The following is a 17,588-nucleotide window of genomic DNA, read 5'->3' as shown; positions in this document are numbered from 1 at the left end:
TTGAATCATTTTTTGATTTACAAATTGAAAACCCTGAATCTTGACTTAATACTTTTTTTCAATATGATGTAATTCCTTCAAAAAAATAGGCAGTGGGTTTCTGCTAAGGAATAAAAAATAGTAACCTTAAAATTTAAAAATTATGAAAAAGTTTTATTTATTATCAGTCATTTTTTTATTTTCAGTAGCACTGTCGGCGCAAAGCTCTCAGTCGATTCTGCTTAATTTGTACGGAGGTTATACCTTTTCGGATAAAGTAGATTTTGATTCCTCATACGCAAGAGTGGAAGATGGTTTTGAGTATGGAATAGGTTTGGAATATTTTATAATGGATAACGCTTCCGTAGAATTGAAATACAACAGACTTGATACAAGGATGCCTTTATATACAAAGATTCCTTTAAATGAAGGGGCCATTCCTGCAGGAACTCAGGTTAATGTCGGAGATGATAAAGGCGCTATCAATTATATACTAGCCGATTATACCTATTATTTTGGATCAAGTTCGCAAAAGGCGCTTCCATTTCTGGGTGCTGGTGCCGGTGTTGCAATTTTAGAGACACCAAAGAGTGGTAGCGGAACTTATTTTGCATGGGAAATTAAAGGAGGGGTCAAAGTAAAAACGAATTCGCCAGTTTCAATTAATCTCCATGCTTATCTGCAGTCTATGTCGGCAGCTGTAGGATATGATTATTATTGGGATTACTATTGGGGTCCTGTAGCAGTAACTGATTATGCTTCAACTTTTCAGTTTGGCTTGGGAGCAGTTATCAGTTACAATTTCAGCAAATAATATTTTGGAGATAAAAATGTGATTTAAGTTTTAAGAATATTTCGTGTTAGTTTTTTTATTTAGTGAATTAAGCAAAGAAGCTTGAGAATTTCTCAGGCTTTTTTGTTGCCATTTTTCAAACTAATTTATTTTGAAAGATCAATAAGAACTATGAGTTGAATTGCAGCAGAAAGGTTTTTTAGAAAGAATGTTTCAATACTTGAGTCATCTCAAATTTACTATATTAAAAATGAATGTATATTCTAAAATTGAAACAATAAAACTGCGTAACTGATTTTTACGTATCTCAAGATTATGTTAATATTGCTGATTCAGTATTACTGGAACAGAGAATTTTTTATATTTGAGAATACATTCATTCATAACTAACTGGCAAATCTTGACAATGCAGAAAGCAATACAATTACAGGTGCGAAAAGATTTGAATCCGCGCCAACAACTTACCGTTATCAAATTAAAAGGAAGTCTGATTTCAAAAGGCTACACCGAAATTATTCACATCCTCGATCAGGATGAAGACTTTCATATCAATACTTTTGAAACTTCTGCAGAGCAACGCAATGAAGTGCAGCAGTATATTGCGGCGTTTATTAATGCTGAAGAACTTTCTGAAACTGTTTCTATAAAATAGAAGTTTTACAAGTACTCGATTAAGACTTTTTGAGTTTCAATGCTTTTTCCTTGATCCATTGGATTGAAATTTCAACTGGAGTTGAATTATCATCCGATGAAGTATTGTGGCCCAATTCTGGAAACAAAGCATACTCAAAAGGCTTGCCTTCAGCCTTCATAAAATTTAGCTGCTCGATACACAGCTTTACAGGAATTTGTATGTCTTTTTCTCCAAAAAGCCAAATTCCTGGAATTGAAATAGCATTCAAGGAAATTTTTGGATCTGTTGCAATGAATTGGTATCTGTCTGAATCATTTTTAATATGTTCACGAGCATCCGATTCTGTATGGTTATTCCAAAAATCATGGTTTCCATTGGTATAAAACTGAAAGCGAAGTTGTTCTAGAGTAGTAATAGTAGGACAGCTAAATAAAACCATAAATTTTATTTGCGGATTATTGCTTGTGGCAATGGGAATAATCCATCCTGCTTGGCTGAAGCCAACTAATCCAATTGGTGTTTTTTTGTCTTTTAGATAGGTTTTAAGCGTTAGTACAGCCTCACTTGCATCTTGAGATAATAGTGTAAGATTAGCAGGATCAATGTTGTTGGTGCCAACGGTCGGCCCAACATATACTCCGCCAGATTCTCCCACACCGCGCTTATCATAAGTTAATACTGCAATACCTTCTTTCGCAAGACGCTTTGCAAACTCCATCTCTCTTTTTACTGGATCCGATCCGTGTACAATTACAGCTGCCGCAAATGGTTTTTCAGGCATTAGGATTGATCCTGAAAGAGTGACGTTCTGACTTTTAAACTTTACCTCCTGAACGGAGAAGCTTTCTGATTGTGAAAATGATATTTGTGGCAATATTAGTAATTGCAGCAAAAGAAATAGAAAGTTAATTTTCATGCTGGTTCAGTTTAAAAAAATCTGTTTTTAATGAGCAATATAGTCATTTTCGGAGATTGATTTTCTTGTATTTGCATATTTTTTAAAGTGCTATGCGGGGATTTCGGAAGAGATGAAATTTTGAAAAGAATAATACTTTTAGTTATCATTACCAGAATATTCAAAAGTAGTTATTGTATCTTGGTTTCAAAATTTGACAATGAAACCAAAACTGTAATTTTCAGAATCCTAAAATAAATAATGTATAAGCTAATGAAAAATATTTTTATAGTATTACTTACTTTTTGTTGTGGTCTCATAAACGCCCAAAAGAATTCTAGTAAAACATTGATTGAAAGCGATTCTTTTCAAGTAATAAATCAATATTTCAATTCACAAATCAAAGACAAAAGAAGTGAGATTATAGTGATTACTGAAAAATTGAATCCTAATGTGACCTTAAAAATTTTTGAAGGACAATTTCCCAGACTAGAAAATGAAAAGGATGATTATAATGAATTACACGGTGGAGCTACAAGACCTTTATTTAATGATAGCGCTTTTAAGGCTATGAAAAATAAATTTTATGATAACAAAAGATACATTTTACCGGATATTACAGACAAACAATGGGCTAGAACTGATTTAGAGTTTGATAAAATAAGGTTTATATCTTTTGTTCGTTTTGTTGCCAATTCAAATAATGCAAACGATGTGGAAATAAATAATTTACCTAATTTTTTACCTGTTTTTGGTATATCGGAACCGATTGTATATGACAAAAAATATTTGGTCTTTCAATTTCATGTCACAAGAACTCCATTTTTTGGATTTTCGAATTTTAAAGTGGTAGTAATGAAAAAAATAAAAAAGAAATGGGTTGTTGTTCAGGAGATTCCAAGTTATGAATTATATTAAATCATGAAAAAGAAAATTTACCTGTTGCTCTTATTAGTGATCAACTTAATAAGTGCTCAAGAGAAAGAAAATGATTATTTTATTTTCTATAAAGGAGGAGAGAAGTATCTAAAACCTATTAAATATGTACTGTACAACAAAAGCGAGGGTAATATAAAAAGAGAAAAGGAAGGAAAAGTTTTTTTTAATATAGCCTCAGAAAGATTTGTCTTTGATCAAGGAAAACATAAAATGGACACTTGTTCTCTTCATTTTTTAAATGAGATAAAAATAGAAAATGCTATAGCTCTTAGAGACAATGAGGTGACTTTTTATAAAAATAAAGTAAAAAAGACGAAGAGTTATAAAAAGACTGGTTTCATAAATCCATTTCCTATTAGCAATGTGCATCCCTATTTTAAAATATATATTCTAGAAAAAACAGATAAGGAAGTGATAAAATACGAATCAGATTGGGAATATTCGGATTTTTAAAAAAGAACAGCTGTTGTTACTAACAACAGCTGTAAATAGAGAAGAGAATTAAACTGATAATTTATTACCAGAACTTAACATAAAGCGCGATGATGATCAACATCGTAATCACTATTAAGACTGTTGTTTGTGGTTTGACTTTAAACATTCCAGGTTCTGTCTCGAATGCTTTAGGGTTTATTTTCGGTCCAGCAAAACTGATCAGAATCATGGCAATCATTGTAAATAAGAATGATAATCCCATACAGATGTGGAACGGAATTTCAAATCCGCCTTTTCCGTTATTGTAAGCTGTGTATAAAAATGTGTCGTTTCCAAATAAAGCTGGAGCGTATTCGTTGAATAAAACAGATAATAAGAATCCTAAGATTACCCCAACGATTGCCGCTGTTCCAGTAGTTCTTTTCCAGAACATACCTAGAAAGAACATAGCAAAAACTCCAGGACTAATGAATCCAGTGTATTTTTGGATGTAGGTGAATCCTCCAACACCGCCAATTCCTAAAACGTCATTCCATGTAAATAAAACTGCCAAAAGCATGGCAACAAAAACGGCAAGACGACCAATGTTTACTTGTTGTTTTTCGCCCGCATTTTTCTGGATGTATTTTTTGTGAACATCTAATGTGTAGATGGTAGAAATACTGTTTACTTTACCAGCCAAAGAAGCAACGATTGCAGCAGTAAGTGCGGCAACAGAAAGCCCTTTTAATCCGGTTGGGAGGAATGTCAAAACAGCAGAATAAGCCCCGTCTTTTCCTCCAACTAATTGAGGCAAGTGTCCGTTTGTGTATAATACGTAAGCAGCAATACCGGGAAGCATTACGATAAGTGGCATTAATAATTTCAACATACCAGCAAATAAGATTCCTGTACGAGCAGTTTGTAAATCTGCTCCAAGAGCTCTTTGTGTAATGTATTGGTTACATCCCCAGTAGTTTAGGTTTATGATCCAGATACCAGCTGCATAAGATAACAATCCTGGGAAAGTTAAATATTTGTCGATTTCAAGCTGTGTGGAAGCTGCTGTTGGTTTTGGAATAATCATTTTGAAATGCTCAGGAGCTTCTTTCAATAAAACCTTAAAACCTGCAATTGCATTTTCTCCAACACCGAAATATTGTCCAACAGTTGTAAGGGCGATATAAGAAGTCACCAAACCTCCGATAATTAATACAGCAACCTGAATAACGTCTGTATAAGCTACGACTTTCATTCCTCCAAGAGAAATAAACAAAGCAAAAACAGCCAATCCAACCATGATTACGTGAAGATATTCTCCTCCGGCAAGACCGTTAATAGCAACCGCTCCTAAATAAAGAATAGAAGTCAAGTTTACAAAAACGTATAAAAACAGCCAGAAAACAGCCATAATCAAGGCAGTAGATTCGTTGTAACGTGTTTTTAGGAACTGAGGCATCGTGTAAATCTTGTTTTTAAGATATACAGGAATAAACCATACCGCCACAATAATAAGTGCAACGGCGGCAAGCCATTCGTAGGCAGCAACAGCGATTCCTAAAAAGAAACCTTCACCACTCATTCCGATGAATTGTTCTGCAGAGATGTTAGAAGCAATAAGAGAAGCTCCAATTGCCCACCAAGTTAGATTTCCTTCAGCCAAAAAGTAAGCTTTAGCATCTTGTTCGTCTTGTTTACGCTTACGGTAAACCGTGTAACCGTAGGCAGAAACTACAATAAAATAAATAATAAAAACCGCATAATCTGCGAAAGCGAGGTTTTGGTTCATTGTAAAATTTGATTAATAAAAAATGGTTAATAGTTAGTCTTATAGTTGTAAAAAATTATTTCTCAAGTGTAATCATTTTACCAGTAAAGTTGATTCTTCCGTTTTGAATATCACTAGAACCATCTGGCTGTTTTCCGCCAACAGAAATGGTAAACCAGCCTGGCTCAACAACACGTTGTTTTTTCTTGTTGATCATAGAAAGCTGCCTTGGTGTAATAGTAAAAGTAACGGTCTTTGTTTCTCCTTTTTTAAGATGAATTCGCTCAAAACCTTCTAATTGGCAAATCGGGCGTGGAGTAGAAGCTTTTTCGTCTTTTACATATAATTCAGCCACTTCATCTCCGTCACGATCTCCTGTGTTGGTAATGTCAACAGAAATTTTAAAATCTGTATCAGAATTGAATTCTTTTGGAAGCTGTAAATTAGAATATTTGAAAGTGGTATAACTCAATCCAAATCCGAACGGATATAGAGGTGTTTTATGAAAGTAACGATAGGTTCTGCCTTCCATGTCATAATTTTCAAATTTAGGAAGCTGATCTACCGATTTGTAATACGTAACAGGAAGCCTTCCCGCCGGATTATAATCTCCAAATAAAACATCAGCAATCGCATTTCCGCCTTGCTGTCCCGGATATCCAGCTGTTAAAATCGCCGGAACATTATCATTTGCCCAATTGATAGAAAGGGCACTTCCGTTGATTAAAACCAATATAACAGGTTTTCCAGTTGCTTTAATGGCTTTCATCAATTCTTCTTGATTCGCAGGAAGATCTAGACTTGTTCGATCTCCACCGTTAAAACCATCAGCTTCTACTTTCATTTCTTCGCCCTCTAAACGTTCATTCAGTCCTAAAACTAGAATTACAGCATCGGCTTGATTGGCAGTTTGCACCGCTTCTTGAACTAAATTTTCTTGCGGTTCTGACCATAATAATTGTGCAATCGCATCTCCGTAGAAATTCTGGTATTTAACTTCTATTTTGTATTTTTTTCCTGTTTCTAAATCAATTTTCTGCGGACGAAAACGTGGATGATGATTGTTTTTTCCGCCAGTAGTTTTTCCTCCCTCAATTTCAACAGTCATAAAAGGTTTTGACCATTCCGAAATGTTGTAAGCTCCCGATTTAGGAACGGTAAGATAACCTGTCCATTTCACGCTGTAATTTCCCATTTTCAAACGAGGATCTGGCGTGTTGATATCCCATTCAAAATCAATATTATCATCAATTCGAGTAAAAAGAGGTTTTCCATTCCAATCCTTATTATCAAAATATTCACCAACTAAACCTTGCGTTCCGTTTTCGTTTTGAAAATATACTGATGGTATAATGTTCATTTCTGGAACTCCTTTTGCTAAATCAGTTCCTTTTGCATATAAAACCTTTGCATTCGGCTCCAATTTGTTTTGAATCCCTTTTAGAACAGTAATCGGATTGCTTGGAACTCCACTGTAATTTCCCCATAAAGATTGAATATCATCTGCATTTGGCCCAATTACCGCAACTGTTTTGATATTTTTAGAAAGAGGCAAGGTATTGTTCTGGTTTTTTAAAAGAACAATACTTTTTTGGGAAGCTGTTCTGGCAAGAAAATCATTAGCCGCATTATTGTTGGTTGAGAACGGAATTTGGGCATAAGGAACAATCTCGTCTGGATCAAACATTCCTAATTTAAAACGAGCCGTAAATAAACGTTTAACCGCAATATCAATATCGGCTTCTGTAATTAATTTTCGGTCAACAGCTTCTTTTAAAGACTGGAAACTGCTTCCGCATTCCAAATCTAAACCGTTTTTAACGGCTAATGCAGAAGCACTTGCGGCATCATTTGTAATTTTGTGATACTTCCAAATATCGGTTACAGCACCACAGTCTGAAACAATGTAACCATTAAATCCCCAGACATTTCGAAGAATATTAAAAAGAAACGGACTAGCACTTGCCGATTCTCCTCTAAAACGGTTGTAAGCACCCATTACAGAATAAACATGCCCGTCTTTTACCAAAGTTCTAAAAGCTGGAAGATAAGTTTCATAAAGATCGACATCGCTTGTATTGGCATCAAAAAAATGGCGAGAAGGCTCGGGTCCAGAATGCACGGCATAATGCTTGGCAGTAGCGACTACTTTCAAATACTTGTCATTTGTACCTTGAAGTCCATTAACATAATTAAGACCTAATTGGCTTGTTAAAAACGGATCTTCTCCATACGTTTCATGCCCGCGTCCCCAGCGTGGATCACGAAAGATGTTTACGTTTGGCGACCAAAATGTCAATCCTTGATACATTCCATGTTGTCCTCTTCTTAAATATTCGTGATGTTTGGCACGAGCTTCATCTGAAATGGCAGTAGCAACATCCAATATTAACTGACGATCCCAAGAAGAAGCAATTGAAATAGATTGCGGAAAAACAGTGGCAAATCCTGCACGGGCAACGCCATGCAATGATTCGTTCCACCAATTGTATTCTGGAATACCTAAACGGTCAATCGCCGGAGCAGAATCCATTAATTGATTTATTTTTTCTTCTAATGACATTCTTGATACTAAGTCATTAACACGCTGTTCTGTTGGTAGGTTTGGATTTTTGTACGGAAAATTTTCTTGCGCAAAGGTGGTTAAAGCAAAAAAATGTAACGCAATAACTATGGATTTTCTTTTCATAGGTTTTAGATAGTGTTAGATTTATTATTTTTTCATTTTCTATTTTAAGTCAAAACAGAAATATGAATTTGCAGGATTTAAAGAGGATAGATTATTAAATTGCTGACTCACAAAATTAGATTTTTATACTTCTAAAGATAGGATAAAATGCTATTTAGAGTATGTTATAAAGCTTATTACTATTGTTTTATGATTTTTATTGAAAAGGGAAAGGGAGACAAATCACTATTTTTATGGTGGTATTTTGCTGAAACAACGACTTCTTTTAGGTCAGGAAAGTAATTTTGATATTTTTGTTATTCTCTTAATTTTATAAAGTTTGAAATGAAAAGAAATCTACTTGTATTCTTTTTTTATTGGATTGGTATTTTGTGTGCAGCGCAGCCTTCAGGTACGCTGACGCATTTTGCAAACGATTTAAAGTTAAGGCAATCCCGTATTCTCGATATTCAGCAGGATAAAAAGGGATTTATATGGCTTTCTACCTTCAACGGATTGATTCGCTACGATGGAAGCAATTTTCAAAAATTTAGGGTAAAACAAAACGGATCACTGAATTTAATTTCCAATCGTGTTTTCAAATTCAAGTTTGATAACAGTGATCGCATTTGGATCAAATCGGAGAAAAATGATATTTATTATTTTGATACCCGTCAGTTAAGTTTTCATTATCCAATTGAAGAAGAACCTTTAAAGGAGGCCAATATTGCATTTCTAGATTTTAAAGTGATGTCTTCTGGAAGAGTCTGGCTTTTTCCTGAAGAAAAAAATTACCTGATTGCTTTTGAAGCCAATAAGAAAATCCGAAAAGTAATCTTTGATCCATCCAAACATTGTGGTAAAATCCGTGATGTTTTTGAAGATAAACAGGGTACAACTTGGTTTTTTACTGAAGCTGGTATTTGTAGATTAAATAAATCTAGTTCAGAACCTCAATATTTCTTTTTTAATGGAAAAGCTTGTTTGTTTAATTCTTTTTTAGAAACTAAAGAAGATATTATTTTTGGAGGAAACAAAGGGGAACTCGTACGATACAATAAAAAAGCAAGTACATTTTTTGATTTTATAATTGATATTAAGGAAGATATAATTTACACAGAGCTTGTTGCAGATAGTAAGATGCTAATTGTAACTGGAGGTCAGGTCTTTTACTTTTATGATTTAAAAACGAGCAAGTTAGAAGCTTATAATGGAAAAACTTTAGCTGGATTTCCAAATAAGAAAATCAATTATTTAGGATCGACCCGCGCCAGACAATTTTGGTTTGAAGCTCTTGGTGAAGGTGTTTTTCAGTTTGATCTATTGACCAAAAAGATTAAAAAAATGTCCGTTGATTACAGTGATGCTGCAGCTGCCGGAGGAGAAAGAAAAAGTTTTATGATTACTTCTCCAAACGGAACAGTTTGGATGCAATCGAGTAATGCGCCGTTTTCTTATTGGGATGAAAAAAATAACAAACTGTCTTCCATAATTCGATGTATTAACGAATCCAAAGAATCGGTTTCAGATTTAATGCATACGGCCATGTTTGACAGATTAGGAAATCTTTGGTTTTGTTCTTTCAAACAAGGCTTAGATTTAGTGACTTTTAGCAATAGTAATTTTTCTACCCTAAATCTCGATTCGTCAAACGATCATCATAAACACAATGTTCGTGGTTTGATGAAAGATAACAAAGGAAATCTTTGGGTGGCAAGCCGAAAAGAAAAAATCGCTTTGTTTGACAGCCAGAAAAAGAAAATCGGTTTTTTGGCTTCTGACGGAACATTGTCTGCCTCTGGTCCTGGCTGGGGAAAAGATATTTACAGTATGCTTCAGGATAATAAAGGAAGAATTTGGGTAGGAACAAGAGGAAACGGATTGTTCTGTCTGTCTCCAACAGATGAGTCTTTTAAATATAAAGTTGCTCATTATAAATATGATGAAAAGAATAAGTACAGCATCAATTCTGATGATATTTTTAAAATTTATCAAGCTACAAACGGACAAATTTATATTGCAACTTGGGGCGGTGGCGTAAATATTATTCGCGAATCAAACAACGGAATTCAATTTGTCAATTTTAAAAATGAATTAAAAAATTATCCAATAAAAACAGCAGATAAAGTCCGTTCGATTGTAGAGAATAAAGACCACAAAATATTTTTTATTTCGTCGTATAAATTGTTTTCGTTTTCTGAAGAAACTAAAGCGACAAACAAAATAAAGTTTAATGAATATTCTCAGGTTTCCGGAAATGATATCTTGGACATTTCCATAACACACGACAATCAAATGGCTTTGGCAACCAATGGCATGGGATTGATTTTAGCCGACTTAGATAAAAAAGGACAGTTGAATGTAAAATCGATTTGGAACGAAATGGTTTCATTTCCAGTTGAAGGAGTTGTAGCAATTCAAGAAGATAAAGCGGGTAAAATCTGGCTGATGAGCGACAATCAGATTGTGCGTTTTGATCCAAAGAATAATAGTGCAGAAACCTTTCCAGAATTAAAATCAATTATTGGAACAGAGATATTTTCGGAGGCAACAAAATGCGAACTCGCATATGGAGAAATTGCTGTAGGATATTCTAATGGCGTTATTTATTTCAAACCAGAAAATATAAAACCTTTTCATTTTAAACCTTATTTAGCTATTTCCGGATTTTTAGTAAATAATAAAGAACTGTATGAAATAAATCCTGAAACTCCGAAAAATCCAGATTTGTTGGAAGAAGTTACTCTAGAGCACAATCAGAACTTTTTTAGAGTGCAGATTTCTGCTTTGGATTATTTGAAAAGTGAAAATATTGTTTACCGCTATAAATTAGAAGGCATTGATAAACAGTGGAATTACATTAAAGGAGGCCAATCTATTAATTATACCAATTTAGGTCGTGGAACTTACACACTTTTGGTTTCTTCAACCAATGGACATAATTTATGGATGGATAATGAAAGAAGCATTAAGATTACGATTCGCCCTTCGATCTGGGGAACTAATTTTGCTTATTTCTGTTATTTAGTCTTGGCTTGTGGTTTATTTTTCGTTGTCAATAGAGCTATTCTTACCATTTTAAAACTGCGCGGTGATGTAAAATTAGAGAAACAAATGAGCGAATTGAAACTGAAATTCTTTACCGATATTTCACATGAAATTCGTACGCCGCTTACTATGATTACAGCGCCTTTAGAAGTGATGCTTGCAGATGATGCTTTAAAAGATACTACAAAAGGACAACTTCGAATTATAGAAAAAAGCAGTAATAAATTATTGAATTTGGTCAATCAGATTTTGGATTTGAGAAGAATTCAAGATAAAAAACTAGCCATTCGAGAAATCAATCTAGGAGAATTTGTTTCTCAAATGTGTGAAGATTTTGAAAAAATGAGCAATCAGAGCCATATTAATTTGAAAGTTGATATTGATTCTTCAAATCCAAAAGTGTGGGCAGATCCAGATAGTTTGGATAAAATTTTGATCAATCTGCTTTCTAATGCTTTTAAATATTGCAGTAAAGGCGATTCGATTGTGGTAAAAGTAGAAGAATCAGAGAAACATGTGTTTTTAACAGTAAATGACAATGGACCAGGAATTAGTCCGACACTTCAAAAGAGATTGTTTGTTCGTTTTTCAAATTATAATGAAAATCTATCTAATCCGAGTACTGGACTTGGACTTTCTATTATAAAAGATATTGCAGACAAACACGGAGCAGAGGTTTTGGTAGATAGTGCACAAGGAAAAGGAAGTAGTTTTCAAATTGCATTCTTAAAAGGATATCAGCATTTTAAAGGTGATGTAGATATATTATTGGAAGAAACAGAAGAACATTTTTCTGATGATATGCATTTGGAATATGAACCAGAACACGAAATAATAATAGCAGAAGAACCAAGAAGAGAAAATCCAATTGGACTTATTGTAGAAGACGACCCGGAATTGCGTGCTTTTATGGTTTCTATTTTAGAAAATGATTATACAATTTATACCGCCGAAAATGGTGATGAAGGTTATACAAAAGTAGAAGAAATTTTGCCAGATTTCGTTATCAGCGATATCATGATGCCTGAGAAAGACGGAATCGAAATGTTGAAATTAATTCGTGATAATTTATCTACCAGTCATATTCCGGTTATTTTGCTTAGCGCGAAATCATCGATAGAAAGTAAATTGGAAGGTTTGGAATACGGAGCAGATGATTATGTTACGAAACCTTTTAATGTCAGTTTATTAAAGGCAAGAGTAAAGAATGTTTTGGAACAACGAGCTCGTTTACAGCAATTGTTTTCTAGCGGAAGCACAATTGAAATTTCTAAAGAAGAACCGCTTCAAATTTCAAACAAAGACCAGAAATTCATGTTTCAGGTTATCGAATTTGTAAAAGAAAATATGTCGAATTCAGATTTTTCGGTTGACGAACTAGGAAAATTAATGTGCATGTCGCGCGCTAGTTTTTTCAATAAACTTAAAAGTATTACTGGGGCTTCTCCTGTTGTTTTTATCCGCGATATGAGATTAAGCGAAGCGGCAAGACTTTTAAAAGAAGATGATCTTTTGATAAAAGAAATCTGTTTTGAAGTTGGTTTTAATGATTTGAAATACTTCGGAAAATGTTTTAGATCAAAATACGATCATACTCCAGCTGAATATCGACGACAATTTCGTTAATCTAAATCCTTTTCCATATAGCCAATGGTTTTAATCTTAGGACAAATATTCTTTGCGTCTCAATGGTTAAAACCATTGACTATGTTTCTCTCAAGCATTTTCTCCGCAATCTTAATAAAACATAGCCCAAGGTTTTAACCTTGGGAAACGATAGAAGATATTCTTTGCGTCTCAATGGTTAAAACCATTGGCAATGTTTCTCTCAAGTATTTTCTACGCAATCTTAATAAAACATAGCCCAAGGTTTTAACCTTGGGAACGTAATGTATTGTCCCAATATTTCTCTAGAGCATTTTATCCCCAATATTATTAAATATATACTAAGGTTTCAACCTGGGGAAGAATGATAAAAAATGTAAATACAGGCTTTGTGATATCTATTTTTATTTATGATATTTTTTTGCATTAAATAAAAAAAGTAAGAAAAAGTTAGTGAATAGTTGATTAAATGTGCTGAAATAGCGATTTGTACCATTCTGAAAAGCAAAAAATACCCCTATTTGAGATATCCTATTTCTAGTTTTGCTTCGTAATCTTAACTGATTTTTTACTAACTAACCTTAAAACCAAAATTATGAACCAAACCAACATTACCAATCAACTGCCAATTTTGGACTGCTGTCCTGAAGTGAATCAAAAGGAAAATTTGTATCATTTTTAAATTTAACAGATATGAAAATGATTAAAAATTTGATTCTAGGAGCAGGGTTATTTTTTCTTCTAAATTCCTGCTCTAGTGATGATCTAAAATATGAAAGTCATACAGTTAAAAAGCTAGATTTTCAATTAAACGGTGTCGCTTGGAATTTAAATGTAGGTATCTCAACCAGACCTCTTTTTGTGTACAAAGAAAATGGGGAATACGCTGCAAATTACAGTTCGCTTTATCCTTTTTCCTTAGATGATGGAAAATACAAAATGGTAGCCTCAGACTTTCCTGAGCAAATGATTCCATCGCCAACGAATTTGAATGACTTGATTGTTCCGCAACCGGCATTAGCCAATCAGGCTGTAAATCTATCAGATGCAATGCCTTATGCTTCGCCTTTTGAAGAACCATTAACACTAAACATTATCACGCGAACGGGAATACTTCGCTTGAAAACTTTAGACATTACCGCCGATAGAAGTTATACCACAATTAAAACTACGGTTTTGGTAAAAAGAAGCGGTTACAAAGTTGTTGACGGAACATACATTAAAGAAGACATGTTTGTAACAAGGAGTAAAGCAACAGCGAGTGGGGGAATCAACTACACAGACGATTTTGTTTTATTTCAAACGGGTGAAGAAGCGAATAACGTTCGTGTTAAAATTGAATGCCTGAATCAGAACATGGAAGTGGTGAAGACCAAAGAATTACAAGGAACTTTTGCCATTGAAGGCAATATGGTTACAAGTGTCGATTTTCTTATAAACGAATAAACTTCTTTTCTAAACAAACCAATACTAAATACTATTAGCCATTGCTTGGATTTAAAAAACAACATGATAGCTGTAAAAGGTTAATGTGTTGATTTTTAATAATTCTATTATAAGAAATCCAAATCGAGGCTTTTAATCAAATAAAAATATTCTAGTTATGACTATAAAAAAATATATCTGGAGCATTTTAGCCGTCCTATTTTTAACAGGAGGTATTTATGCTCAGAAGCGTACAACCGTGAGTGGTATGGTTAGGGATAATATGGCAGGTATTCCGGGCGCAACAATTATGGTAAAGAATGAAAAGACAAATGGCGTTACCGATATTGATGGTAAATTCAGTATAGCGGTAGCAGATCCAGAAACAGCAGTTTTGATTGTCAAATTTGTTGGAATGAATGATGAAATAGTGCCACTTAAAGGACGAACATCTGGAATTACGGTAACTATGAAAGAGTCGAATAGCGAACTAAATGAAGTTGTCGTTATTGGTTACGGTACGCAAAAACGTAAAAACTTAACGGGAGCCGTTGCCAGTATAAAAGGAACCGAATTGGCAAAAGTGCCAACAGCGAATGTTGCTGAAGCCTTAACAGGAAGACTTCCTGGAGTTCAGGTTACAACAGTCGACGGTTCGCCAGGAGCAGATGTAAAAATTAGAATTCGTGGAGGAGGGTCTATTACAGAGGACAACTCGCCATTAATCTTAGTGGACGGTTTTGAGGTTGCCAATTTAAATGATATTCCACCAACAGATATCGAATCTGTAGAGGTTTTAAAAGATGCTGCATCTACAGCGGTATACGGTGCGAGAGGAGCAAATGGAGTTATTATTGTTACAACTAAAGTACCTAAAGCAGGAAAAGTATCAGTAAACATTCATAACTACACGCAGATTAAAACGCTTGCCAATCATCTGGACGTTATGGATCCGTATGAGTTTGTTATGTTGCAGTATGAGTTTGCACGTAAAGGATCATCTAACCCAACTGGATTTTATAATATGTATGGCAGACCAAGCGAATTTTACATTTATAAAGGAAATAAAGGTACAGATTGGCAAAATGAAATTTTTGGAAGTAATCCGATTGCAAGATACACTGATATAAATGTGAGCGGAGGAAGCGAAAAAACAAAGTTCAAATTTACGTTTGTAAATCAAGAGCAGCCAGGTGTTTTGTTAGGAACAGGAATGCGTCAGAATTATATGTATTTAATTTTAAATTCAAAATTAACAGATAATCTTACGTTCGAATATCAAACTCGTTTGACAAATCAAACTATTGATGGTTCTGGAACAGACGGAGTGAGTTTGCTTAGAGCTTTGCGAGAAGCACCAACAGCTGGATTAGAAGAATACATGACTTTACCAGAAGACAATACTTATTTTGATCCAGATGATTATGAAATTAAACCTCGTTTTAATCCATTCGAAGAAGCAGAGAAAAACTACCGTCAACGCATTACAAGAACATTTAATACTCAAGGAGCTTTAACGTGGACGATTAAAAAAGGCTTAACGCTTCGTTCTTCATTTGGTTATGAATACAAATATGCTGAGGATGGACGTTTTTGGGGTACAGATACCAGAACGGCATTAGAAAATAATAATCTACCGCTAACGTATTGGTCGATGACGCAGTCGCCTCGCTGGCAGCTAAATAACGTTTTAAACTACGGATTTAAATTAAAAGAGCGTCACGATTTTCAATTGATGGTCGGACAAGAGATAAAAGATCAGCAAAGTTCTCTTAAGTTTTTCCGTACTCGTTATTTCCCTGAAGACATAACTGGCCAAAAAGCTTTAGACAATCTAGCATTAGGAACTCCTTTTGATAATGGTTCAAATGCAGAATCTCCAAATAGAATTTCTTCGTTTTTTGGAAGAGCCAATTATGGTTACGACGATCGCTATCTTTTTACGTTTACCGTTCGTACTGATGGTTCTACCAAATTTGGTCCTGATAACAGATGGGGAGTTTTTCCTGCGGGTGCTTTTGCATGGAGAATTTCAAATGAAAGTTTCTTGAAAGAAAGTCAAACTGTTTCCAATTTAAAACTTCGTTTAAGTTATGGAGCTTCTGGAAATGATAGAATTAAAGGCGATCTGTATGCAAAATATTATGGAGTTTCGAGAGATCGTTCTGTAGGATGGGGAGAAGAGAATCATTACTACTATAATTTTTATAACGACAAATATCTGAACAATCCCAACGTGAAATGGGAAACGACTTATACAGCAAACCTAGGTCTTGATTTTGGTTTTTTCAAAGAAAGACTTACAGGTACTTTAGATTTTTATCATAATAAAGTAAAAGATTTATTGGTGCCGTCTGATATTGCAGCGGTTTCTGGTTTTACAAAAATGATGACCAACGTTGGACAGACTTCTAATAAAGGTGTCGAATTGGCTCTTAATGGAAGTGTGATTAGAAAAAAAGATTTTCAAGTTGATTTGACTTTTAATATTGGTTATAACAAAAACAAAATTGATAAACTGGCAAGCGGAGAACAAGAATGGATTTTAAGTTCTAGCTGGGCAGGAACACAATTGTTAAACGACGATGATTACCGCGCTTATGTAGGCGGAACAAAAGGTTTAATTTACGGATTTGTAAATGACGGTTTCTACACTATGGACGATTTCGAATCTTTTGATGCAGTAACGAGAACTTGGAAATTGAAAGAGGGAGTTGCCAATTCAAAAAACCTTTCTGGCGACCCAGTTCCAGGAAATGCAAAGTTTAAAAAACTGACTCCTGTTGATCCTTCAGATCCAAACAGCTATGTAATTGGAGATAAAGACAGAAAAGTAATTGGAGATACAAATCCAGATTTTTCGGGAGGTTTTGGTGTAAATGCCATCTGGAAAAATTTTGATTTAACAGCCTTCTTCAACTTCATGTATGGGTTTGATGTGTATAATGCCAATAAAATCATGACAACTTCTTTCTACCAGAACAATCAAAACAATTTTAGTATGGATGTAGGATTAAACAACCGTTGGAGAAATTATGATGACATGGGGAACGATCTTCGTTATTCGCCTGAACAACTGGCAAAACAGAACGAAAATGCTACAATGTGGAATCCGGTATCTATTGGGCGTCCTATTGCGATGTCGTACGCGGTTGAAGATGGTTCTTTCTTAAGATTAAACACACTAAGTATTGGATTTACTATTCCAAAACAAAACAGCTCAAAAATAGGATTCAGCAGAATCAGATTGTATGCTACAGGAAGCAACTTGTTTGTTTGGACGAACTATTCTGGATACGATCCAGATACTAATCTAGAAACCGGATTAACACCAAATATTGATTACAACGCTTATCCAAGAACACGAAACTATGCTTTTGGAGTACAGTTGTCATTTTAATTAAACAATATTAAATCTCA

10 protein-coding genes are annotated in these 17,588 nt (G+C 34.4%); 7 read left to right on the top strand and 3 right to left on the bottom strand.

The window, feature by feature from the left end; all coding sequences use genetic code 11:
• Nucleotides 1-142 precede the first annotated feature (142 nt).
• Both K6T82_RS22535 and K6T82_RS22530 read left to right on the top strand, forming a co-directional pair.
• Entirely contained in the window at nucleotides 143-793 is a 651-nt protein-coding gene (locus K6T82_RS22535; RefSeq protein ID WP_223710980.1) for an outer membrane beta-barrel protein, read from the top strand.
• A 385-nt stretch (nucleotides 794-1,178) separates the two neighbouring features.
• Entirely contained in the window at nucleotides 1,179-1,424 is a 246-nt protein-coding gene (locus K6T82_RS22530; RefSeq protein ID WP_223710978.1) for a hypothetical protein, read from the top strand.
• Between the two features lie 19 nt (nucleotides 1,425-1,443).
• Here K6T82_RS22530 and K6T82_RS22525 read toward each other — a convergent pair whose 3' ends face one another.
• Nucleotides 1,444-2,187 carry an alpha/beta hydrolase family protein gene (locus K6T82_RS22525; RefSeq protein ID WP_223710976.1) on the bottom strand — a complete coding sequence of 248 codons (744 nt, stop codon included), beginning with the start codon at nucleotides 2,185-2,187 and terminating at the stop codon, nucleotides 1,444-1,446.
• A 387-nt stretch (nucleotides 2,188-2,574) separates the two neighbouring features.
• On the opposite strand from K6T82_RS22525, the gene K6T82_RS22520 reads away from it, so the two are divergent.
• The gene (locus K6T82_RS22520) at nucleotides 2,575-3,219 is read left to right on the top strand and encodes a hypothetical protein (protein ID WP_223710974.1); all 645 of its coding nucleotides are present in this window, start codon (nucleotides 2,575-2,577) and stop codon (nucleotides 3,217-3,219) included.
• Between the two features lie 3 nt (nucleotides 3,220-3,222).
• Nucleotides 3,223-3,693, top strand: a complete 471-nt coding sequence (locus tag K6T82_RS22515; RefSeq protein ID WP_223710972.1) for a hypothetical protein — start codon at nucleotides 3,223-3,225, stop codon at nucleotides 3,691-3,693.
• Nucleotides 3,694-3,757: 64 nt separating this feature from the next.
• On the opposite strand, the gene K6T82_RS22510 is transcribed toward K6T82_RS22515, so the two are convergent.
• Both K6T82_RS22510 and K6T82_RS22505 read right to left on the bottom strand, forming a co-directional pair.
• The gene (locus K6T82_RS22510; protein WP_223710970.1) at nucleotides 3,758-5,443 is read right to left on the bottom strand and encodes a sodium/sugar symporter; all 1,686 of its coding nucleotides are present in this window, start codon (nucleotides 5,441-5,443) and stop codon (nucleotides 3,758-3,760) included.
• A 55-nt stretch (nucleotides 5,444-5,498) separates the two neighbouring features.
• Entirely contained in the window at nucleotides 5,499-8,111 is a 2,613-nt protein-coding gene (locus K6T82_RS22505; protein WP_223710967.1) for a beta-glucosidase, read from the bottom strand.
• Between the two features lie 324 nt (nucleotides 8,112-8,435).
• Between K6T82_RS22505 and K6T82_RS22500 the strand changes: the two genes are divergently transcribed.
• From K6T82_RS22500 to K6T82_RS22490, 3 genes are all read left to right on the top strand, one after another.
• Nucleotides 8,436-12,764, top strand: a complete 4,329-nt coding sequence (locus K6T82_RS22500; protein WP_223710965.1) for a response regulator — start codon at nucleotides 8,436-8,438, stop codon at nucleotides 12,762-12,764.
• Between the two features lie 672 nt (nucleotides 12,765-13,436).
• Entirely contained in the window at nucleotides 13,437-14,189 is a 753-nt protein-coding gene (locus tag K6T82_RS22495; RefSeq protein ID WP_223710962.1) for a hypothetical protein, read from the top strand.
• A 157-nt stretch (nucleotides 14,190-14,346) separates the two neighbouring features.
• On the top strand, nucleotides 14,347-17,568 hold the full coding sequence (locus K6T82_RS22490) for a SusC/RagA family TonB-linked outer membrane protein (protein ID WP_223710960.1): 3,222 nt from the start codon (nucleotides 14,347-14,349) through the stop codon (nucleotides 17,566-17,568).
• Nucleotides 17,569-17,588 lie beyond the last annotated feature (20 nt).

The sequence above is a fragment of the Flavobacterium potami genome, from assembly GCF_020026915.1.
Lineage (GTDB): Bacteria > Bacteroidota > Bacteroidia > Flavobacteriales > Flavobacteriaceae > Flavobacterium > Flavobacterium potami.
The sequence above is the reverse complement of the archived record's forward strand: the minus strand, read 5'-3'. Positions and strand labels throughout refer to the sequence as shown.

Excerpts from the sequence above, each read along its gene's own strand:
- K6T82_RS22535 (WP_223710980.1), top strand. The coding sequence starts at position 143 with ATGAAAAAGTTTTATTTATTATCAGTCATTTTTTTATTTTCAGTAGCA.
- K6T82_RS22530 (WP_223710978.1), top strand. The coding sequence starts at position 1,179 with ATGCAGAAAGCAATACAATTACAGGTGCGAAAAGATTTGAATCCGCGC.
- K6T82_RS22525 (WP_223710976.1), bottom strand. The coding sequence starts at position 2,187 with ATGCCTGAAAAACCATTTGCGGCAGCTGTAATTGTACACGGATCGGAT.
- K6T82_RS22520 (WP_223710974.1), top strand. The coding sequence starts at position 2,575 with ATGAAAAATATTTTTATAGTATTACTTACTTTTTGTTGTGGTCTCATA.
- K6T82_RS22515 (WP_223710972.1), top strand. The coding sequence starts at position 3,223 with ATGAAAAAGAAAATTTACCTGTTGCTCTTATTAGTGATCAACTTAATA.
- K6T82_RS22510 (WP_223710970.1), bottom strand. The coding sequence starts at position 5,443 with ATGAACCAAAACCTCGCTTTCGCAGATTATGCGGTTTTTATTATTTAT.
- K6T82_RS22505 (WP_223710967.1), bottom strand. The coding sequence starts at position 8,111 with ATGAAAAGAAAATCCATAGTTATTGCGTTACATTTTTTTGCTTTAACC.
- K6T82_RS22500 (WP_223710965.1), top strand. The coding sequence starts at position 8,436 with ATGAAAAGAAATCTACTTGTATTCTTTTTTTATTGGATTGGTATTTTG.
- K6T82_RS22495 (WP_223710962.1), top strand. The coding sequence starts at position 13,437 with ATGAAAATGATTAAAAATTTGATTCTAGGAGCAGGGTTATTTTTTCTT.
- K6T82_RS22490 (WP_223710960.1), top strand. The coding sequence starts at position 14,347 with ATGACTATAAAAAAATATATCTGGAGCATTTTAGCCGTCCTATTTTTA.